Source organism: Actinoplanes sp. NPDC026619, assembly GCF_040638295.1.
Lineage (GTDB): Bacteria > Actinomycetota > Actinomycetes > Mycobacteriales > Micromonosporaceae > Actinoplanes.
In genome coordinates this window covers 119,574-140,899 of record NZ_JBEZYA010000019.1, presented here as the reverse complement: position 1 = coordinate 140,899, position 21,326 = coordinate 119,574, and the positions used below count along the sequence as shown (strand labels likewise).

The following is a 21,326-nucleotide window of genomic DNA, read 5'->3' as shown; positions in this document are numbered from 1 at the left end:
GGGCTATTCCGGGGATGCCGAGATGTGCTTGATAGAATGACCCGTTGGCATTCCCAAAGTATGGCTCGCTCAAAAACGGGTCCTACTTCTGGAAGGAGCATAATGGAGCAGTGGGGACCCAGCACCACGGCGGTTCATGCCGGCGTCGAGCCCGACCCGACCACGGGCGCGCTCAATCAGCCGATCCACATGTCATCGGTCTACGTGCAGCCGGAACCGGGCAATTTCCGGTACGACTACGGCCGCTCGATGAATCCGGACTTCTATCCGCTGGAAAAGGCGCTGGCGGCGCTCGAGGGCGCCCAGCACGCCACCGTCGTCTCCTCCGGTGTCGGCGCCATGTCCGCCCTTCTCGGGCTGCTCGACGACAATTCCCGCATTGTCCTGCCGACCGACGTCTACGGTGGCACCTATCGCCTTTTCCAGCGCATCTTCGCCAAGATCGGGGTGGTCGTCGAGCAGATCGACATGACCGACGCCGAGGTGGTCGACAACGCGCTGAAGGACTCCACGCGCACGACAATTCTCTACGCCGAGAGCCCGACCAACCCGTTGCTGCTGGTCTACGACTTGCGGGAGCTGTCGACGATCGCGAAGCGGTACGGCGCGACCACCGTGCTGGACAGCACCTTCGCCTCGCCGATCTTCCAGAACGGCCTCGCGCTGGGCTTCGACATCGTGCTGCACAGCTGCTCGAAGTACATGGGCGGCCATTCCGACATCGTCGCCGGCGCGCTGATGACCAATGACGCCGAGATCAAGACGCAGCTCGACTTCACCCGCACGTCGATGGGATTGCACCTGGATCCCAATACGATGTTCCTGCTCCGGCGCGGCCTGAAGACACTGCCGCTGCGAATGGAACGGCACCAGTCGAACGCGATGGCCGTGGCCGAATTCCTCGAAGGACACCGGCTGGTCCGGCGGGCCCTCTATCCCGGTCTCAAGTCCCACCCGCAGCATCACATCGCGGCCCAGCAGATGTCCGGCTACTCCGGAATGGTGAGCGTCGAATTCGACCTCGACCTTCCCACCGTCTCCAAGCTGGTGTCCAACTTCCGGCTCTTCGAGCTGGCCGAGAGCCTGGGTGGCGTCGAGTCGCTGGTGGAGCTGCCCGCGCTGATGACCCACCTGAAGATCCCGGCCGAGGTGCGGCGCGCGCACGGCCTGGCCGACGGCCTGGCCCGGTTCTCGGTCGGCATCGAGGACGTCGAGGACCTCCTGCAGGACCTGGAGACCGGACTCTCCGCCATCTGATCAGGTCCGGCCCGCGGCGGACACCGAGCCGCGGGCCTTCGGGGAGGTTTGTATGACCGCGGACGCCGACTACCCGGGGCTGCATCGCGAGGTCGCGCCGGACGACGAGGCGTTCGAGCTCGTCCTCACCCACTGCGAGATCGTCTGGGCGATCGCCCGGCAGCTGATCGACACCGGCGGCCTCGCGGTGGACGTGGAGCTGGTGCGCGCCGGCTGCCTCGTACACGACATCGGGGTTCATCTTCTCGGCGAAGCCGCCTACATCCGGCACGGGGTGCTCGGCGAGGCGCTGCTGCGTGAACGCGGTTTCCCCGAGAAGCTCGCGCGGTTCTGCTCGCACCACACCGGCGTCGGGCTCACCCGCGAGGACATCGAGCGGCAGCAGCTTCCGCTCCCGGTCGACGACTATCTCGCCGAGACCGCCGAGGAACGCCTGGTGATGTACGCCGACAAGTTCCACAGCAAGACCACGCCGCCGGTCTTTCTGACCGCGGCGAGCTACGCCGCCCGGGTGCGCCGCTTCGGCGACGCGCACGCCGCCCGGTTCGCCGAGATGGTCCGCGAGTACGGCGAACCGGACCTCACCGAGCTGTCCCGTCATCACCGGCACCCGGTGGTCTGACGAAGCGCTGCACCGCGTCGAGGACGGGGGCGAGATCGGTGGCGTCGATCGCCGCGTCCGGGCGGAACGGAAGCCGGGCGAGCCGCTCGACGCCGGCCGCCCAGATGGTGCGATCGTCGGGCGCGGGCGCATGCAGCTCGGTCTTCTCGCCGCAGCAGGGGCACCGGAAGTACGCCATGTTCTCCACCCCGCCCAGCACCGGCGTGCGCACCTGGCGCAGGGCGCTCAGCGCACGCCCGGTGTCCAGATGGGAGACCTCGGCCGGCGTCACCACCAGGATCGTCGCCACCCGCCCGGCGCCGGACAGCACGCCCTGCTGGGTGAAGCTGATGCCGGGCGGTAGGTCGACGATCAGCACCTCGATGTCGCCCCAGGCGGTCTCCCGGATCAGCCGGCCGAGCATGAGGTCGCCGAGGTCCGAGCCGAGCGCGAGCCCCTGGCTGCCGGCCATCAGGAAACCCGCGGACGCGACCTTGAGGCCGTCGACCTCCATCGCCTCCAGCCCGGAGCCGCCCCGGTCGCCGCGCGCCCAGCCGGCGAGAGTGACCGACCGGGCCGGCACGTCGCGGCGCAGGCCCAGCATGCGCGGCACGTCAGGCCCGGCGATGTCGGCGTCGACCAGACCGGCCCGGCGCCCGGCGCGGACCAGCTCACGGGCGATCGCCACCGCGACGCTCGACTTGCCCACGCCACCCTTGCCGCTGCCCACCGCGATGATCGGCAATTGCCCCGGTACGCCCATCCGGCAACCGTACTTCGCGGGTCAGGAGCCTCAGCCGACGCTATCAGCGGCGCGGGCGGCAGGAGGGGATCCGGCCCGACCGGCGCGGGCTGCCGGGCCGCCCGCGCCGTGCGACGGCTCGTCAGTTGGCGCAGGTGTTCCGGTACTTGATCTCCGGGATGAAGCGGGCCCACTCCTCGGCGTTCAGGCCGCGGCCGGCGACACCACAGGCGTACTTGGCCGGGTCGGCGTGCAGGCTCATCAGTTTGCCGTAGCTCCACAGCGTGGTGCTGGCGGGCACCTCCGTCTGCTGGCCGGTGATCGCCAGCGTGTGCCCGCTCGTCCGGAACATCACCCCCGCGCTCGGGGAATCGGAGTCGGCGTCCGCCGTGGCGAGCCGGACCGGTGACGTCGCGTCGCTGGCGTCCCACAGACTCGTCTCGCCGGCCGAGGTGCCGACGGCAAGGAGGTCATCGTCGGGGCTGAAAGCCACCGAGGTCACCCAACCGGGTGATTCGGCCATGCTGGTGAGCCGGGCCGGCCGGGATCGGTTGGTGACGTCCCACAGCACGGTCGTGCGGTCGTAGCTGCCGCTCGCCAGGGTGCGGCCGTCGGGCGTGAAGGCCACCGAGGTCACGGTGTTGGTCTGCCCGGTCATCGTGGCGAGCCGGGCGGGGGCGGACCGATTGACCATGTTCCACAGCGAGATCGAGCGATCGGTGCCCGCGGCGGCCAGCGTCCGCCCGTCCGGGGTGAAGGCCAGCGCCGAGCCGAAGGTGCCGCCGCTCGCCGTGGCCAGCAGGGCGGGACGGGCCACGTCGGCCACGTCCCACACCATCAGCGTGCCGGCGTCGGCGACGACGGCGAGGGTGCGCCCGTCCGGGCTGAATGCCATCTCGTTCTTGCTGCCGGAGGGGAAGGTGGTGAGCGTCGTGGCCCGGGCCGGCTGCTTCGCGTCGGCCAGGGTGAGCGTTCCGCTGTTGTTGGCGACGGTGGCCACCTTGCGGCCGTCCGGGCTGAACTTCACCGACCGGACCTCTTCCCCGCGCAGAGTCAGCCCGGCGCCGGGGACGGGACGGGCCGGGTCGCTGGTGTTCCAGGTGTTCGCCTTGCCGTTCGTGCCGGCGACGATGAGGGAGCGCCCGTCCGGGCTGAAGAAGGCGCCCCGGGGCGTGGTGTCCGGAGTGGTGAGCATGGCGAGCTGGTCCGGGACGCCGGGTGGCGTCAGGTTCCATATCGTCGCCGCCTTGGTCGCGTCGGCGGTGATCAGCAGGCCGCTCTTCTGGTCGACGGTCGCCGAGGCGATCGCGCCGTGCGCCTCGACGCCGGCGATCGGCGCCGCACTCCCGTCGGTCTCCCACACCGCCGCCCCGCCGCTCCCGTCCCCGGCGACCACCAGTGTCCCGTCCGGGCTGAACGCCAGCGAGGTGACCTGGCCGGTGAGGCCTTCGAGATTCCAGTACGGATCGTCGTCCTCGTCCGGGAAGTCCGGGAACGTCGGCGTCTGGATCACACCCGACGGCTCCGTTGTCCCCGGCGTTGTCGCCGACGGATCCGGAATATCCGTGTCATCGTCCGGGATATCCGGCATCTGCGGTGTTTCCACGGTTTCCGGAGCAACCAGCGCGGTGCGCATCTGCGCCATCCCCGGGGTCTTGCTCGCTATGTGGTAGAGGGCCACGCCACCGGCGACGCCGACGGCCAGGATCGTTCCGTCAGGGCTGAACGCCAGCGGCGTGACGCCCCAGCCGAGCATGCCCGTGACGTCTTCCGGAAAGGCCGGATCGGTCAGGTCGTAGAACGGCACCCACCGCCCCCGGTCCACGATGAGGAGCCGCCCGTTCGGGCTGAGCGCCAGGTTCTCCACCGGACGGCTGTCATAATCGGCGATCCGGTGGAGCTCGACGGGGCGGGCCATGTCGGTCGTGTCCCAGGTGGTCACGATGCCGTTGTTCTGGCCGGTGACGAAGACGGTCTTGTCGTCGCTGAACACGAATTTGTCGACCCGGCCGTCGGTCGTCAGCGTAGCGAGCCGGTTCGGCCGGGACCGGTTGGCGACGTCCCACAGGACGACCCGGTAAGACGGGCTCAGGAAGGCCAGCGTTCGGCCGTCCTTGCTGAACACCAGTGGACTGTCGGTCGCCACCGGGTCGGCGAGGGTGGCGATCCGGACCGGCTTCTGCGGGTCGGCCGCATTCCACAGGGAGAGGCGGCCGTCGCCGCTGGTCGCCGCCAGCACGCCGTCCGGCGCGGACTCGGCCGCCACCACGTCGCTCATCATGCCGGCGTAGTTCGTCGAGTTGAGCAGGCCGGTGAACTGGCCGAGGGTGGTCGTGTCGGGGTTGAGGTTCTGCGCCGCCGCGCCCAGCCGCAGGGCGGTCTGCGGGTCGTCGACGAGCACCGTGCCGGCCTGGTTCAGCAGCCGCCGGCTGACCGCGAGACGCTGCTGCTGGTCGGCCTTCTCCTGCTGCTTCTTGGCCTCGGCCGCGGCCTGATCGGCGAGCCGGCGCTGCTCGGCCGCGATGGCGGCCAGCCGGGCCGCCTCGGCCTGCAGCTTCTTCGCCCGCTCGGCCGCTGCCTTCGCCCGCTCGGCCGCTTCCTGGGCCAGCCGCTGCTGTTCGGCGGTGTCGCTCTTGGCCTGGTCGGCATTGCTCTTCGCCTGGTCGGCGAGCTTGCGCTGCCGCTTCGCGTCGGCCGCCGCCTGGTCGGCCAGCCGCTGCTGTTCCCGCGCCACCCCTTCGGACCGGGTCGCCTCGGCCGCCGCCTTGGCCGCCCGGGCCTGCTGCTGACGCGCCAGCTCCTGCTGTGCCGTCGCCAGATCCTGCTGCCGGCGCGCTTCCGCGGCCGACTTCTCGGCGCTGTCCCGCTGGGTGTCGGCCACGTTCTGCTGGCGCAACGCCTCGGCCGCCGCGTCCTTCGCCCGCTCGGCGTTGCGCACCGCCGACACCCCGGTCAGCGACGCCACCAGGGCCAGGACCACCAGGGTCGCCACCGCCCCGGACCGCAGGCGCTTCGCCCGGCGGTGCTGCCGGACGTCCTCACCCTCCAGCTCGTCTTTGCTCAACCCATGCATCGGGGCCGCGAGCTGGGCAATCGCGTCCCGGAAACGGGAGTGGTGCAGGCTCAGGTGCTCACTGCCGCGCGCCCACCGCAGGTCCAGGAAGAACGGCTCCTCGCCGAACACCCCGCGCAGCGCGGCCGGCACCGCGGTCGAGTCCTCGGTGAAGTCGCCGCGGTCGTCGTCCCAGGCCCACTCGCCGTCGGTCACCACCGGCAGGATCCGGTCGGCCGACTTGGTGGCCATCCAGTGCTCGATCTCCCGGTTCACCCAGGGCGAGCCGGCCGCCTCGGGCGAGGCGAGCAGCACGAAGTACTCCGAGCCGTCCAGGGCGGTCTGGATGGAGGACCACAGCCCGGGGGTCACCGCCAGGCCGGTCTGATCCCGGAAGATCCACAGAGCGCGACGACGGTGCCACGGCTTGGCAAGTCGGTGCAGACCACGCTGCACGGCGGGAGCCAGGCGCCCGTCCGCGGCATGGCTGTACGAAATGAACCCATCGAAGGTCATGACCCGTCCCCCGTAGTCGACACCTACTGCGACGACAGATTGTGCATGCCTCTGCCCCACGAGAAAAGGCAACGGATCGTATCGTCATGGTGCTTCGCAGCTGGACGAGGCCCGGTACGGAGGTCGATGTGCGGTTCGGTGTCACAGGTCATAGGGTCCTCCCGCCCGGCATCGCCGACCGCGCGGTGCGACATTGGGGCCGTGTTCTGCCCGCCGGCGCCCTCCTGCACGGGGTGTCGATGCTCGCCGACGGGGCCGACCAGTTGTTCGCCGGTCACGTCCTGGCGGCCGGCGGCACCCTGGAAGTGGTGGTGCCCTGCGAGGGCTACGCCCGCACGCTGATCGGCGACGACAGCCGGGCCCGCTTCGCCGACCTGCGGCGGGCGGCGTCGAAGGTGACGACGATGCCCTACGCCGAACCGAGTGACCAGGCTTTCCTCGCGGCCGGCCAGGCCCTGGTGGATGGGTGCGATCACCTCTTCGCGATCTGGGACGGCCAGCCGGCCCGCGGCCTGGGCGGCACCGCGGACATCGTCAATTACGCCCGCGATCACGGCCGCCCGGTCACGGTGCTGTGGTTGCAAGGCGTGCTCCGGGTCTGATCACAGAGACGGAGCGGCGGGCACGGCGAGGTCGGCGTAGAGGCGCCGGGCCAGATCGCGGTGCGGGTCGCCACCGTCGCCGAGCGTGGCCGCGATGCCGTCGTGGGCGCGCGCCTGCTCGTAACGATCGCCGATCTCCCCCGCCAGGGCCAGCGCCTGCTCGTGCTGGGCGCGGGCGCCGGCCGCGTCGCCCGCGGCCCGCAGCACCTGACCGAGGTCGTTGAGCGCCTCGGCCTCGCTGGCCCGGTCGCCGATCCGCCGGTGCAGCACCAGGACCCGGCGCAGGTGAGCGTCCGCCTCGGCGAGCCGGCCGCGCTGGGCGTCCACCGCGGCCAGGTCGGTCAGCACGTACGCCTCCGCCGTCCGGTCGCCGGCCTGCCGGACCGCCGCGAGGCTCTGCCCCAGGTGGGCGGCGGCGCGGTCGAGGTCGGCCGGCTCGTGCGAGATCCGGGCGAGCAGCGACAGCACGTACGCCTCGCTGAACTGGTCGCCGAGCTTGGTGACCAGCTCGAGCGCCGATCGGAGCCGGTCGACCGCCTGCGCCTCGTCGCCCAGCCGGGCGTCCACCAGGCCGAGCCGCACCGACGCGTCGGCCTGCCCGGCGTCGTCGCCCAGGTGCTGGTAGTGCGACCAGGCCCGGCGATAGTGGTCGGCGGCCTGGCGGTAGTCGCCCAGCCGCCAGTGGACGCTGCCCAGATTGCGCAGCGCCACCGCTTCCGCCGCGTGTTCGCCGAGGTCCGCGTACAAAAGCAGGGCCTTGTGATAGGTGTCGGCGGACTCGGCGAGGCGGCCCTGCCGCCGGTGCAACCGGCCCAGATCGGACAACGCCCGGGCCTGCGCCTCCCGATCGCCGACCGCGACGGCGGCCGACACGGCGGAGGCGGTCACGGCCACCGCCTCGGCGACCGGGCCGCCGGCGTCGAGGTAGCGGAACAGCGTGCCGGCGAGCGCGATCGCGAACCGGTGCCAGCCGTGCGCGGCCCCGTAGGTGCAGCAGGCGGCCAGGTTGGGCCGTTCCGCCTCGATCCAGTTCCGGGCCGCCTCCGGGTCGCCGGCGGCCTCGGCGCCGTCCGGGTAGAGCGTGTTCATCGCCGCGACCGAGCCGGCCAGGTAGTGGTCGAACAGCCGGGTCAGCGCGGCTTTCCGCTCCGGCGCGGGGTCGTGCTCGGCGGCGAGCTCGGCGGCGTAGGCCCGCAGCAGGTCGTGCATGGCGTACCGGCTGCCGCGGCCGGCCTGCACCAGGCTGGCCCGGACCAGTACGCCGAGCAGCCGCCGGGCCTCACCGGCGCCGGCGCCGATCAGCGCGGCCACCGCGTCGGCCCGCACGGTGTCGCCCGGGTGCAGGCCGAGGAGACGGAACAGCCGGGCCGCGTCGGCGGGCAAGTTTTGGTACGACCAGGAGAACACCGCGCGGACCTCGGCACGCGGATCCCCGGCATCGAGCAGATCCAGCCGTACGCGATGGTCGCCCAGCTCGGCGACCAGCTCGGCCAGCGAGACGTCGGTGCGCGCCGCGGCCAGCTCGGCGGCGATCCGCAGGGCCAGCGGCAGCCGGGCGCACGCCGCGGCCAGGTCCTCGGCGACGGACGTCTCGCGGTCGACCCGGGCGCCGATCAGCCGGCGCAGCAACACCACCGCGTCGGCCAGCGGCAGCAGATCCAGGTTGATCCGTTCGGCGCCGTGGATCGCCACCATGCCGGGTAGCGAGTCGCGGCTGGTGATCAGCACCAGGCACGACCCGGTGCCGGGCAGCAGCGGCCGGACCTGCTCGACCGAGGAGGCGTTGTCGAGCAGCACGAGCATCCGGCGGCCGGTCAGCTCGGAGCGGTACCGCCCGGCCCGCTCCTCGACGCCCAGCGGGATCTCCGTGCCCCGCACGCCGAGCGCGCTCAGGAAGCCGGCCAGCGCCTCGCCGACCGCGACCGGCTGCTCGGAGTCGTAGCCGCGCAGGTTCACGTAAAGCTGCCCGTCGGGGAAGGACTCGCGCACCCGGTGCGCCCAGCGCGCGGCGAGGGCCGACTTGCCGACCCCGGCGGTGCCGGCGAGCAGCACGACGGTCAGCGGCGGATCATCGCCCTCCGGCGGCGCCAGCGACCGGTCCAGCGCGGCCAGCTCGGCGTCCCGCCCGGTGAAGGCCCGCACGTCGGCCGGCAGTTGAGCCGGCACGTCCCGGTGGGGGCTGACCGGCGCGACCGGGGCCGCCGCAACAAGAGCGGTGAGGGCCGGGTCGGCGGCGAGGATGCGCTCGTGCAGGCGACGCAGCCCGGCGCCGGGGTCGCTGCCGAGCTCGTCGGCGAGACGGCTACGGATCCGGCGGTACTGCTCGTCGGCGTCGGCCTGCCGGCCGGCCCGGTAGAGGGCGAGCATCAGTTGCTCGGCCAGCCGCTCGTCCAGCGAATGCGCGCCCGCCGCGGCGGACAGCGACGGCAGCAACTCGCCGTGCCGGCCGAGCCGCAGCAGGACGTCGTTGCGGTCCAGCTCGGCGGCGAACCGCTCGCCCAGCAGCGACTGCCGCACCGAATCGAGCCAGGGGGTGTCCAGCCCGGCGAACGGCTCGCCGCGCCACAGGCCGAGAGCCTGGGTGGTCAGTTCCGCAGCGGACCGGTCCGACTCGGCCGCGCGGGCCAGCGTGACCAGGCGGCGGAAGCTGTGCAGGTCGACCGTCAGCGGGTCGACGGTCAACACGTATCCCCCGGGCCGGCGCTCGATCCCCACCTCCGCGCCGTCAGCGACGGCCGCGCGCAACCGCGACAGGTAGCTGTAGAGCGCCCCGGTGGCCCGCTGCGGCGCCTGCTCGCCCCACACCCGGGCGACCAGCTGGTCGACCGTGACCGGGCGGCCGGCCTCGACCAGCAGCACCGCGAGCACGCTGCGCTGGCGGGCGTGCCCGAGGACGACCTGCCGCCCGGCAAGGTGCGCTTCCACCGCGCCGAGCACCCCGAACTGCGCCGTCAACTGACCTCCGCCCGCCCTTCACTCAGACGCTCCAGCAGGGGATTCAAGATATCCACAAGGAGCGCGCCAAGTCTTGCATGCTTCGCGCAAGGTCCGTCGACGACCATTGATCTCGTTGCAGGGAACAGGTCGCCCTCGCCCGGTTGCACAGAAGCGTGTACGGGGGAATCGGGACGTGACAGTAAGACCTTGAGCGACGGGCGACCTGCTCTGCGACAACGCTTTCGCCCGGCCGGAATCGTATCCGTGTTCGCTGCCCCCAAGACGGCATCACGGATGCGACTCCGGCCGGGCGAGAGTTTTTTCACCGGCCCGCTGCCACAAAACCGGGCCTGGCGTACGTCGTAGAGGCGTGCGTCATCGACAGGAACGGGATTGATCCATAGAGTGCGCGTGCCCGTATTCCTGTGTGGCGATATCTATCGAGAGAGAGTCATGGTTCGGCGACGTAACGTCATCATCGGCGCTCTTGGCGCGGCGGCGGGACTCACCGCGGCCGGCTGCTCGACGCCGAGCCACGCAAAAGGCAGCACGGCCGCCGCAGCGGACAATTCGCCGGTCGGCACGTGGAACTCACCGTCCGTGACACCGGTCAGCCTGACCGTGACGCCCCGGGCCGGCGCCGCCAAGGTGCTGCCGACCGAGGCGGTCACGGTCTCGGTCGCGGGCGGCACCCTCGACGCGGTCACCGTCGCGGCGGGCTCGAAGAAGCTCAGCGGTTCGGTGCAGTCCGACGGTGTGACCTGGAAGTCCACCGGCACCATGGCGTACGGCACGACGTACAAGGTGACCGCCTCGGTCGTCGACGCCACCGGCGCGAAGGTCGAGAAGACGTCCACCTTCGCCACGCTCAAGCCGAAGGCCGTCGCCGCGATCACGTTCCAGGCCAACGGAATGGGCTCGCTCAAGACCGGCGGGACGTACGGCGTGGGCCAGCCGGTCATCGTCGCGTTCAGCAAGGCCATCACCGACAAGGCCGCGGCCGAGAAGGCAATCACCATCGAGACGACGCCCGAGGTGCCGGGCAAGTTCTTCTGGGTGAGCAGCACGATCGTGCACTGGCGGCCGGCGAAGTACTGGGCCAAGGGCACCACGATCAAGGTGAACGTCGACTCGCTCGGCGTCCACCTCGGCAACGGCGTCTACGGCAGGAGCAACTCGTCGACCCACTTCACCATCGGCCGCAAGCTGGTGGCGATCAGCGACAACAACACCCACCACACCAAGGTCTACATCGACGGCGCGATGGTGCGCGACATGGCCAGCAGCAACGGCAAGGGCGGCTACACCACGATCACGGACGGCACCCAGATCCACTTCTGGACGCAGAACGGCCCGCACGTGGTGCTCTCCAAGGAGCGGACGCACACGATGAGCTCCGCCAGCTACGGGCTGAGCGACCCGACCAACCCGCACTACTACGCGCCCGAGGTCGTCGAGTACTGCACGCGGATCTCCTACTCGGGCGAGTTCCTGCACGCGGCGCCGTGGAACCATTCGCTGGGCAAGGCGAACATCTCGCACGGGTGCGTCAACCTGGGCGAGGCCGACGCGAAGTGGGTCTACGAGAACTTCCTGGTCGGCGACGTCGTCGAGGTCAACCACAGTCCGAAATCCCTGCCGGTCTGGGACGGGCTGGGCGACTGGAACGTCGCCTTCGACAAGTACGGCCACTGACCCGGTCGAGGGTGTCGGGATTCCGACCCGGCGGACGCATCCGCGCGATGATAGGTCAGACGTAAACCGCACGCAGGACGTGTCGCGACGCGGTTCATAACCCTCCCCACGAGTGATCGCACAGTGGGGAGATTTACCCATATCGCACCCTGGGATCGGGGCGCACGCTGCGCGTACGTTATAGCCGACTCGTGATCGGGAGGCGTCGTGGCACGCGTGGCAGTTCACATCGGATCCGAGATCGAGGGGCTCAGCGGCGTCCACAACGACGTCGCGATCATGGCGGAGCTGATGGCGCGGCGCGGGTTCGAGACCCGCCGGCTGACCGGTGCCGACGCCACCCGGGACGGCATCCTCGAGGCGTACGACCGGTTGATCGGCGAGGCCCGGCCCGGCGACGCGATCGTCGTCACGTACAGCGGGCACGGCGTGATGATCGCTCCGGCCGAGGCCGACGCCGCGGACATCGCCCGGTTGCTCGGCACCACCGGGCCACCGCCCGAACTGCAGGCGATCGTGCCGACCGACTTCGGCGCCGCCGGCTCCGACTTCCGCGGCATCACCGCCCTCGAGCTTTCCGTGCTCCAGAACCGGCTGACCGCCGTGACCAGAAACGTCACGGTGATTCTCGACTGCTGCCACGCGGCCCGGATGAGCCGCGACCCCGACCTGGTGCCGAAGGCGCTGCAGCGGGTGGCCTACCTGGACGTCGCCGCGCACTTCGACGCGCTCCGGCGGGCCGGCCGGATCGGCCCCGGCGACCTGCGCCCGCTGAGCAACCCGGACGCGGTCCGGATCGTGGCGTGCGCCCCGTTCGAATCGTCGTACGAGGGCACCAATGCCGACGGCCTCCGGTGCGGCATGATGACCGACGCCCTGCGCATCGCCTTCCACCAGGCCGGCGACCTGCCGGTGACCTGGGAGACCCTGATGCGCGCGGTTCGCGCCCGGGTCGCCGCCGTGCTGCTGGGCCAGCGGCCCGAGGTGGAGGGCCCGGGCGCCCGGGTGCCGTTCGAGGAACGGCAGCTCGACCGGTCCCGAGTGCTGCCGATCCTTTCCCGCGGCGGTCTCCGGGTGTCGATCCCGGGCGGCCGGCTGGTCGGTGTCGAGCCGGGCGACCAATTCGCCGCCATGCCGGCCGGCGCCGGGCAACCCGAGGAGAGCACGGCGATCGGGCGGATCACGGTCGCGTCGGTCGGATCGGTCGCCGCGGAGGGCGCCATCGCGTTCGCCGCCGGCCACGCCGAGGTGCCGCTCGGCACGGAAGCGCATCCGACCCTGGTGACCGGCCGCCGATGGCCGGTGGTCGTGGCCGGTTCGGGCGCCGACGCCGACCGGGTGGCCGCCGCCGTCGATGCGGCTCCTCAGCTGCGGGTGAGCACCGACCCGGCCGACACCGTGCTGGCCACGGTCGAGGTGGGCGCCACCATGGTGGTCCGTGACCACACCGGGCCGCTGACCGGGCCGCGGCCGGCCGGCCCGGCGGGCATCGACCGCGTCGTGACCGACCTGCTGCGGCTGTCCCGGGCCGCGACGTTGCGCGGGCTGGAGCCGGAACCGGCCGAGGCGCTCGACGCGCCGTTCACCATCGAGTGGGGCCGGGTGGTCGACGGCACCCGCCGTCCGCTGCCCGTGCGCGGGGAGTTGCTGCACGCCGGCGAGCAGATCTACGTGTTGCTGCGGAACGACGGCCCTGGCCATCTCTACTTCTCGCTGTTCGACATCGGCGTGCTCGGCAAGGTCACCCTCCTTCTCGGCGACTCGCCCAGCGGCCGGCGACTCGGGCCCGGCGACGAACTGACCGTCGGCGCGGACGAGCTCGGCACGCTCACCGGATTGACGCTCGGCTGGCCGGACGGCGCGCCGGGAACCGATCCGCGCGGCGAGGATCTGCTAGTCATCGTCACCAAGGCGCCGCAGGACCTCTCGGTCCTGCAGCAGGACGGGATCCAGCGGGGTGACGACGTCGCCGGCGGCTCCACGCTGCAGCAGTTGGTCGCACAGATCGCCACCGGCGCCCTCCGGGACCTCACCGCGGTCGCGGCGCCGGCCACCGTGCGGTTCGCGGTGTGGCACGCCTCGTTGCTGCTCGATCCGGCGCTCGCGCCGGCCGCCGAGACGGTGCCCTTCCTGATCGACGACCGGCCGGACCCCTCGGTCCTGCAGCTGAGCCCGCGCGGGACGCCGCGCCGGCAGCCGGCCACCGTGGCGATCCGGCTCAACGAGCTCGTCGTCCACCGCAACAAGGCGCTCGGCAGCACCGACGTCCGGGTCGACGCGATCGTCCTCACCGGGCCGGCCGGCAACCGGGCGGTCTACCGGGCCGAGACGGCCCGGTTCACCGGCATCGGCGACGAGACCCGGCTGCCGATGGACAACCTGCTCGTCTACCACGGCGAGGTGGTCAACTTCGTCGACCTCGCGGTGATCATCTCCCGCGACCGCAAGAATTCGCTGGACCTGAGCGCCATGCTCGCCGACGAGCTGAACGGGGCCGACTTCCAGCAGGCGGCCGGGGTGCTGATCGGCGCGGCGGTGGCCGCCCCGCACGCCGCCGTGGCCGCGGCCATGATCGGCGCCGGCGCGGTGGCGGTGAACACGGCGTACAAGCTGCTGTCCAAGGCGGTCGGCAACAGCATCGGGCTCTACCGCACCTCGCTGCTCGCCGGCGAGAACTTCGGGATCGGCCGGCACCCCGCGGACGGGCTGCGCCGGGTGCAGGACTATTCGTTCGCGTACGAGATCGTGCCGGTGTGACTCCGGACCCGCCGCGGATGCTCAGCCCGACCTTCGTGGGCCGGGCGGCCGAGCTGTCGATGCTGCGCGAGTCGATGGCCTGGGCGCAGGGCGGCGTGGCGGGTTCGGTGCTGCTCGGCGGCGAGGCGGGGGTGGGCAAGAGCCGGTTGCTGCGCGAGTTCGCCGCCCAGGCGGCCGCCGCCGGCGCCACCGTGCTCAGCGGCTCCTGCATCGACCTCGGCACCGGCGACCTGCCCTACGCGCCGTTGATCGAGGCATTCCGCCGGCTGGTGCGCGACCGGGGGGTCACGGCCGTCCGGGATCTCGCCGGCGAGGCCTACGACGAGCTGGCCGGCCTCGTGCCGTTCCTCGGCGAACCCGCGACGCCGGCGGCCGCCCCGTCGCCGTCCCGGCTGTTCGCGGCCGTGCTGCGACTGCTCGACTGCCTGGGCGCCGAGGGCCCGGCCGTGCTGATCGTCGAGGACCTGCACTGGGCCGACCGGTCGACGCTGGACCTGCTCACCTATCTGACCCGCAGCCTGGGCGAGGAGCGGGTGCTGCTGCTGGTCAGTTGCCGCACCAGCGACCTGCCGCCAAGCCATCCGCTGCGGCCGTTCCTGGTCGAGCTCGGCATGATCCGCCAGGTGCGGCGGATCGAGCTGTCCCGGTTCGACGCCGACGAGCTGCGGTCGTTCCTCGGCGGCTTGCTCGGCGGGCCGGCCGGGTTCGAGCTGGTCCAGCTCGTGTTCGAGATGTCCGACGGCAACGCCTTCTTCGCCGAGGAGATCGCGGTCGCCGCCGCGCTGACCTCGGGGCCGGCCGGGCCGAGCGGCCCAGCCGTGCGACAGCTGCCGCACTCGCTGCGCGACCTCGTGCTGTCCCGGGTCGAGCTGCTCGGCGACGACGCCCGTGAGGTGCTCCGGGCGGCGGCCACCGCCGGCCGGCGGGTCAGCCACCGGCTGCTCGCCCTGGTTTGCGAGCTGCCCGGCCGGCGGCTGGTGGCGGCGCTGCGCGAGTGCGTCGACCAGCACGTGCTGGTCACCGACCTGGCCGACGACACCTACGTGTTCCGACATGCGCTGGCCCGCGAGACGGTGCACCAGAGTCTGCTGCCCGGCGAACGCCTGCACCTGCACGCGCAACTGGCCACCGTGCTGGAGAGCGACCGGGCGCTGAGCTACGCCCAGGATCTGAGCCTGTCGGCCGAGCTGGCCTACCACTGGTTCGAGGCGGGCGACCTGCCGAAAGCGCTGAACGCGTCGGTCCGGGCCGGCGACGACGCGGTCGCGGTGCAGGCGTACGCCGAGGCGGAGCGCCAGTACGACCGGGTCATCGACCTCTGGCCACGGGTGAGCGACCCGGTCGGCGTGGCCGGCGTCTCGCACGAGCGGATCCTGGCCCGGGCCGCGGACGCCGCGCGCTGGCAGGGGCACGTCGACCGGGCGGTCGACCGGATCCGGGACGCGCTGTCCGAGGTGGACCTGACGGTGCAGCCGATCCGGGCCGCCGAGCTGTCCGAACGCCTCGGGCGTTACCTCTGGGAGAGCGGCGACCTGCCCGGCTGCCAGGCGGCGTACCGGTTGGCGCGGGCCCTGCTGGCGCCGCACCAGCCGTCGGCGCTGGCCGCGAAGATCCTGGCCGAGCTGGCCGGCACCGAGCTGATCACCGGCCGCTATTCGGCCGGGCTGGCGCTCGCGGAGGAGGCCGTCGCGCTGTCCCGCACGGTCGGCGCGGTCGCCGAGGAGGGGCTGGCGCTCAACTTCGTCGGCCTCGGCCGCACCCTGCTCGGCCGGCCGGACGACGGGGTGACCGAACTGCGGCGCGCGGTCGCGATCGCCGAGACTGGCGGCCGCCTCGAAGACCTCCACCGGGCGTACGGGAATCTGAGCTTCGCCCTGGAGAGCGCCGGCCGCCTGGCCGAGTCGGTGACGGCGGCGCTCGCCGGGCTGGAGCGGGTCCGCCGGTTCGGCGTGGACCGGGCCAGCGGCAACGCGCTGCTGCTGAACAACGCGACCTCGGCGCTCGTGCAGCTCGGCCGGTGGACCGAGGCGGAGAAACTGGCCCAGGACGCGATCGACCGGCAGGCCGCGGCGGCGGTGGCGGTGTTCCCGCACGTCATCCTGGCCCAGATCGGCATCGCCCGGGGCGCCACCGCCGAGGCGGCCGCACATCTGGCCACCGCCCGGGGGCTACTGACCGAGAACCCCGAGTCGCACGTGGCCGGGCCGCTCTACGCCGCAGCCGCCGAGCTGGCGCTGTGGCAGCGGGACACGGCGGCGGCCCGCTCCGCCGTCCGCGACGGGCTGGCCGCGATCGGCGGAGCCGAGGACACCGCGCAGATCCTCCGGTTGTGCGCGCTGGGTCTGCGGGCCGAGGCCGACGAGCACGCCCGGGCGACGGACCGGGCCCGCGGCGCGACCGCCGCGGACGCCGACTCCGCGGAACGGGTGCGGGCGCTCGCCGACCGGGCCACCGGCGCGGAATCCGGGGTGCTCCTGCCGGAGACGGCGGCGCTGAGCCGGCTCGTGCGGGTCGAGCGCGACCGCTTCCAGCACACCGTGCGGGCCGGGCAGTGGACCGAGGTGGCCGGCTGCTGGATGGCGATCGGCTGCCGGTACGCCGCCGCGTACGCGTTCTGGCGCGAGGCGGAGCACGCGCTGGACGGCCCGCCCGCGGACCCGGTGGAGCCGTTGCGCCGGGCCCGGGACCTCGCCGACGAACTGGGCGCGCTCCCCCTCGCCGCGGAGATCGCCGCGGTGGCCGGGCGCGGGCGGCTGGATCTGCGCGAACCGGTGGCCCCGACCGAAGCCGCCGAACCGGATGCGGTCCCGTTCCGGCTGACCCCGCGCGAACGCGAGGTCCTGGGCCACGTGTGTGCCGGCCGCAGCAACCGCCAGATCGCCCGGCTGCTCGGCATCAGCGACAAGACCGCCAGCGTGCACGTCTCCAACATCATCGCCAAGTTGGGGGTGGCCAGCCGCGGTGAAGCTGCCGCCGTCGCCTACCGGCTCGGCATCGTCAGCACCCAAGAGGAGTAACCATGGCCAAGCGCATCCGCATCGGCGACCGTCTCTACTTCCTGGCCGACAGCACAGCCACCAACGATCTGGCCGACCAGCTCATCGAGGCCATCGACAACGGCAACGCGGTCAAGATAGCGGTGGCCGACGATTTCGGGGCCGACCTGATCCTGGTCCTCGGCCCCGACGATCTCCGGCAGGTGGAGATCTACACCGGCACCGACGGCCGCGGCCAGATCTCGCTGTAGCCGACATGCCCGGCAGCCCGGTAGAAGCCCTCCCCGGCGGTCTGCTCGACCGCCTCGCGGAGGCCATCCCCGCGCAGGCCATCCCCGCGCAGGCCGGCCCCGCGCAGGCCGATCCGCTGGTCGCCGTCGTGCGGCAGTGCGCGGCGGGGTCCTGGGCGGCGGCAGGCCGTGCCCTCGAAGGCGCCGTCGGCGGGCCGGCCGCCGCGTGGCGCCGGCTCGCGTGGATCGGCGCACACGAGCGGCTGCCGGACGGCGGCGGACGCTCGCACACCACCACCGGGCTGCTGGGCCGGCCGCCCGCGCCGGACCCGGCGGCCGCGCCGGACGCCGCGTCGCAGATCGCGGGCGTCCTGCTGCCGTTGCTGTTCGACGCCCGCGCGCTGCTCATGTTGAGCGGCGGGCCGCTGCTGCGGCCCACCGTGGACACCGCGCTGGCCGCCGTCGCACAGGTGCAGGCCGCGCGGCCGGAGCTGGCCGCGCATCTCGACCTGCTGGCGGCGGACCTGCTGGCCCGCTTCGGCGACGAGGCGGGCGCGGACGACCGCGCCCGCACGGCGGTCGACGCAATGACGGCGGCCGGCGACCGGCTCGGTCTCGCGGTGGCCGCGGTGGTGGCCGGCGATCGGCTCGCGTCGCCGGCCGGCCCGCCGGTGCACCTGAACTGTGTGCTGCGGACGCTGGGGTCCAACCCGGACAACGCGCTCGAGGCGGAGGTGGAGAGCCGCGAGTTCGACGGTTCACCGGGCCGTTTCGCCGAGGCCGGCGAGGCCTACGAACGGGCCGCCGTCGAATACGCCGGCGCCGGCAACGCGGCCGGACTGGCCGTCGTGGAGCTGCGCCGGGCCTGCCTCCGGACGCTGGAAGGGCGGCCGGCGGAGGGCAGCGCGCTGGCCGATGCCGCGCACCAGGGGCTGACGGTGGCCGGGCGTGTCTTCGACGCGGCGGTGGCGGCCACGATCCGCGATGTGGCGGCGATCGCGGACGACCGGTTCACCGGCATTGCCGTGCCGGAGGCGCTGATCGGCGACTGCGGGCCGGGGGTCGCGTACGGGCTGGGAATGATCTTTGTCCGGATGGCCCGGCACTGGATGGTGGCCGGCCCGGCCGAGCGGGCCGAGGCCGCGCTGCGCGCCGCGATGCGGTTCTGGTCGGTGCTCGACGAGCCCGGCCTGCGGGCCAAGACCTTCACCGACGAGTTCCAGCTGGCCTCCGCCGTCGGCGACCTGTCCGCCGCGCAGGTGGCCGCGATGGCCGCGCTGGACGCCGATTCCGAGCCGCTGCCGGAGCCGGCCGACCCGCAGGATGATCGACGGGTGGCCCGGGCGATGCGCGCCGGCCGCATCTTCGTGTGGGCGGGCAACGTGATGGACGCCGACGGGATGGCGCGCGCCGACCGGATGATCCGGGACACCGTCGAGCCGCTGCGCGCGCGCCTGGATCAGCTCACCGGCATGGACCGGTTCATCGCCGAGCAGTTGCTGACGCTGGCCGAGCTGCCCAGCGGCAACGTGTCGCAGGTGCTCTACCGCGCCCGGGCGGCGCAGGAGAAGGGCGACGACGCCGAGGCCGACCGGCTGTTCGCGGCCGCCCGTGCCGTCGTCGCGGCGGCCGGCCCGGAGGAGTGGGACCTCGACGAGAGCGTGCTGCTCGCCTACACCGCCGAGTTCGCGGCCGCCTCCGACGCCTTCGAACGGTATGCCGCGGCCGCGCTCGCCCGCGCCGCCGGGAACCGCACCGAAGTGCGGCGGCGCCACGACGAGGGGTTGGCGTTCCAGCTCAACGTCGGGGCGACCGGCCGCGCGCGGGCGCACTTCGACGCGCTCGCCGCCGATGCCGACCCTTGGTGGGCCGGCCTCGACGACCCGGCTTGGCGTTACCTGCACGCCCAGGGCCGCCTCGCCGCGCAGGAGGACCGGCTCGACGACGCCCGGGAAGCCTTCGACGACGCGCTCGGGCGGGTCGAGCAACTACGGGGTGACCTGCGCCGCGACCAGTTCCGGCAGGGCTTCTTCGCGAGCCGGGACGTGCAGGATCTCTACCGCGACGCGGCCGGCGCCGCGCTGCGCGGCCGCGCCGAGGCGATCGGCCGCGGGGACACCGCCGGCGCGGCGGATTGGGGCGCGGCGCTGTTCGGGTACCCGAACGCGCCCGCAGCCGCGCCCTGCTGGACCTGATGGCGGCCAACGGCGGCGCCGAGTCCTCGGATCTGCCGGCCGAGCTGGTGCGGCGCTGGCGATCGGCGGGCGCCGAGGTGACCCTCGCCCAGGACCGGCTCGCCGCCGCGGGCGACAACTCGCCGGCGCTCGCTGTCCTCCGGGACGCGCTGGCCGGCGCGCAGCAACAGCTGTCCATCGTGGAGGACGAGCTTCGCGCGGTGCAGCCCCGGTTCTGGGCCACCATCAACCCCCAGGCGCCGGTGCGCACGCTGGCCGAGGTCGCGGCCGCGCTCCCGGCGGGCACGGTGCTGCTGCACTACCTGGTCGGCCGGACCGATCTGCTGATCTGGGCGGTCACCCGCGACGGCGTGGTCGCCGCGGACCATCGCACCGGCCGCAACCGGCTGACCGCGCTGGCCGGCCGGTTCGTCGACGCGTGCGCCGGCGGCGGGAACGATCCGGTGGCGGCGGCCGAGTTGAGCCGGCTGCTGCTGGCGCCGGTGCGGGACGCCCTCGCCGCGGCCGAGGCGGTGTTCGTCGTGCCGTCCGGACCGTTGCTGCGGCTGCCGATGGCGGTTCTGCCGTGGAACGACAAGCCGCTGGGCCGGGCGTTCCCGCTGACCGTGCCGCCCAGCGCGAGCGCGCTGGGCACCGAGCCGGCGCCGCTCGCGTCCGGGCCGGCGCTGGTGGTGGGCGATCCGGCGGACATGGCCTACCTGCCCGAGGGCGCCGACACCCCGGTGCGGCCGGGCGCGCTGCCCGGCGCCGCGGTCGAGGCGGCCTGCGTGGCCACCTTCCTGCCCGGCGCCACCACGCTGATCGGCCCGGCCGCCGGCGAATCCGCGGTCCGCGCCGCGTTACCCGGCGCGCGCGTCGTCCACCTGGCCACCCACGGTGTGCTGGACGAGATCGCGCCGCTCGGCTCCGCGGTCCTGCTCGCCGACGGCGCGAGCCTCACCGCCGCCGAGGTTCTCGGCCTCGGGCTGGGCGCCGAGATCGTGGTGGTGAGCGCCTGCCGCACCGGCACCGGCCGGGTGGCCCGCGGCGACGAGGTGCTCGGGTTCGGCCGGGCCGTGCTGGCGGCCGGCGCCCGCGCCGTCCTGGTCTCGCTGTGGAAGGTCAACGACATGTCGGCGGCGCTGCTGACCACCGCGTTCCACCGCCGGCGCGCCGGCGGCGAGTCGTCGGCGGCCGCGCTGCAGCACGCCTGCGACGAGATGCGCACGATGACTCTGGCGCAGGCCGAGGAGGCCTGGGCGGGGATGCGGGCGATCGCCGCCGCGGCCGGTGACGCGCGGCTCGCCGGCCTCGTCGATCGCGAGGTCGGCGACCTGCATCAGGCCCGCGATCTGTCACCGGCGCCGTTCCCGCCGTACGGGCATCCGTTTCATTGGGCGCCGTTCGTGCTCATCGCCGCATCCTGATCATCCGCCCGCGGAGGCAGCCCGGTCGGCGGGGTGAGTTCGAGCAGGCCCAGGGCGTACGCCCGAAGGACCGCGACCAGCCGGTCCGAGACGCCGAGCTTGCGGTAGAGGTGGTTCTGGTGGCGGTGCACGGTCCGTTCGGAGATGCCGAGGCGGCGGGCGATCGCCGCGGCGGTGAGGCCGCCGGCCAGCAGCCCGAGCACCGCCGATTCCCGCTGGGTCAGATGCGGCCGGGTGTGCTCGGTCATCGCGGTGTCCCCTTCGACTGCGGTGGTAGTTCCGGCCATCAGTCTTGACAGCCGGCCGTCCCGCAACCATAGGGAAATTGCCCAGTGGGGGA

Annotated in this window: 13 protein-coding genes; 9 read left to right on the top strand and 4 right to left on the bottom strand. The window is 73.0% G+C overall.

Annotated features, from left to right (window positions below):
* Positions 1 to 102: 102 nt before the first annotated feature.
* Both AB0E90_RS34540 and AB0E90_RS34535 read left to right on the top strand, forming a co-directional pair.
* Complete coding sequence (locus AB0E90_RS34540; RefSeq protein ID WP_360415362.1) at positions 103 to 1,257, top strand: PLP-dependent aspartate aminotransferase family protein; 1,155 nt, start codon at positions 103 to 105, stop codon at positions 1,255 to 1,257.
* Positions 1,258 to 1,309: 52 nt separating this feature from the next.
* Complete coding sequence (locus AB0E90_RS34535; RefSeq protein ID WP_360415360.1) at positions 1,310 to 1,879, top strand: HD domain-containing protein; 570 nt, start codon at positions 1,310 to 1,312, stop codon at positions 1,877 to 1,879.
* On the opposite strand, the gene AB0E90_RS34530 is transcribed toward AB0E90_RS34535, so the two are convergent.
* Together AB0E90_RS34530 and AB0E90_RS34525 are read right to left on the bottom strand one after the other, a co-directional pair.
* Positions 1,839 to 2,621 (bottom strand): P-loop NTPase, encoded by a 783-nt coding sequence (locus tag AB0E90_RS34530; protein WP_360415358.1) that lies wholly within the window; start codon positions 2,619 to 2,621, stop codon positions 1,839 to 1,841. The two genes, AB0E90_RS34535 and AB0E90_RS34530, sit on opposite strands and share 41 nt — an antisense overlap.
* Before the next feature lie 121 nt (positions 2,622 to 2,742).
* A complete protein-coding gene (locus tag AB0E90_RS34525; protein WP_360415356.1) occupies positions 2,743 to 6,168 on the bottom strand; it encodes a TIR domain-containing protein in 3,426 nt (1,141 codons plus the stop codon).
* Between the two features lie 86 nt (positions 6,169 to 6,254).
* Here AB0E90_RS34525 and AB0E90_RS34520 point away from each other — a divergent pair, with 86 nt between their 5' ends.
* Positions 6,255 to 6,770: a hypothetical protein gene (locus tag AB0E90_RS34520; protein ID WP_360415354.1), complete on the top strand. Its 516-nt coding sequence runs from the start codon at positions 6,255 to 6,257 to the stop codon at positions 6,768 to 6,770.
* Here the strand turns inward: AB0E90_RS34520 and AB0E90_RS34515 are convergent, their stop codons facing one another.
* Positions 6,771 to 9,725 carry a BTAD domain-containing putative transcriptional regulator gene (locus AB0E90_RS34515; RefSeq protein WP_360415352.1) on the bottom strand — a complete coding sequence of 985 codons (2,955 nt, stop codon included), beginning with the start codon at positions 9,723 to 9,725 and terminating at the stop codon, positions 6,771 to 6,773. It abuts the gene before it with no gap.
* Positions 9,726 to 10,160: 435 nt separating this feature from the next.
* Here AB0E90_RS34515 and AB0E90_RS34510 point away from each other — a divergent pair, with 435 nt between their 5' ends.
* From AB0E90_RS34510 to AB0E90_RS34485, 6 genes are all read left to right on the top strand, one after another.
* A complete protein-coding gene (locus tag AB0E90_RS34510; RefSeq protein ID WP_360415350.1) occupies positions 10,161 to 11,402 on the top strand; it encodes an Ig-like domain-containing protein in 1,242 nt (413 codons plus the stop codon).
* Positions 11,403 to 11,618: 216 nt separating this feature from the next.
* Entirely contained in the window at positions 11,619 to 14,159 is a 2,541-nt protein-coding gene (locus AB0E90_RS34505; RefSeq protein WP_360415348.1) for a caspase family protein, read from the top strand.
* Positions 14,156 to 17,176 carry an AAA family ATPase gene (locus AB0E90_RS34500; protein ID WP_360415346.1) on the top strand — a complete coding sequence of 1,007 codons (3,021 nt, stop codon included), beginning with the start codon at positions 14,156 to 14,158 and terminating at the stop codon, positions 17,174 to 17,176. Before AB0E90_RS34505 ends, AB0E90_RS34500 begins: the two co-directional genes overlap by 4 nt.
* 2 nt (positions 17,177 to 17,178) lie before the next feature.
* Positions 17,179 to 17,406, top strand: a complete 228-nt coding sequence (locus tag AB0E90_RS34495; RefSeq protein WP_360415344.1) for a hypothetical protein — start codon at positions 17,179 to 17,181, stop codon at positions 17,404 to 17,406.
* Between the two features lie 5 nt (positions 17,407 to 17,411).
* The gene (locus AB0E90_RS34490) at positions 17,412 to 19,580 is read left to right on the top strand and encodes a hypothetical protein (RefSeq protein ID WP_360415342.1); all 2,169 of its coding nucleotides are present in this window, start codon (positions 17,412 to 17,414) and stop codon (positions 19,578 to 19,580) included.
* Positions 19,580 to 20,986: a CHAT domain-containing protein gene (locus AB0E90_RS34485; protein WP_360415340.1), complete on the top strand. Its 1,407-nt coding sequence runs from the start codon at positions 19,580 to 19,582 to the stop codon at positions 20,984 to 20,986. Before AB0E90_RS34490 ends, AB0E90_RS34485 begins: the two co-directional genes overlap by 1 nt.
* Here the strand turns inward: AB0E90_RS34485 and AB0E90_RS34480 are convergent.
* On the bottom strand, positions 20,950 to 21,234 hold the full coding sequence (locus AB0E90_RS34480) for a helix-turn-helix transcriptional regulator (RefSeq protein WP_360415338.1): 285 nt from the start codon (positions 21,232 to 21,234) through the stop codon (positions 20,950 to 20,952). The genes AB0E90_RS34485 and AB0E90_RS34480 overlap by 37 nt on opposite strands.
* Between the last annotated feature and the right edge of the window lie 92 nt (positions 21,235 to 21,326).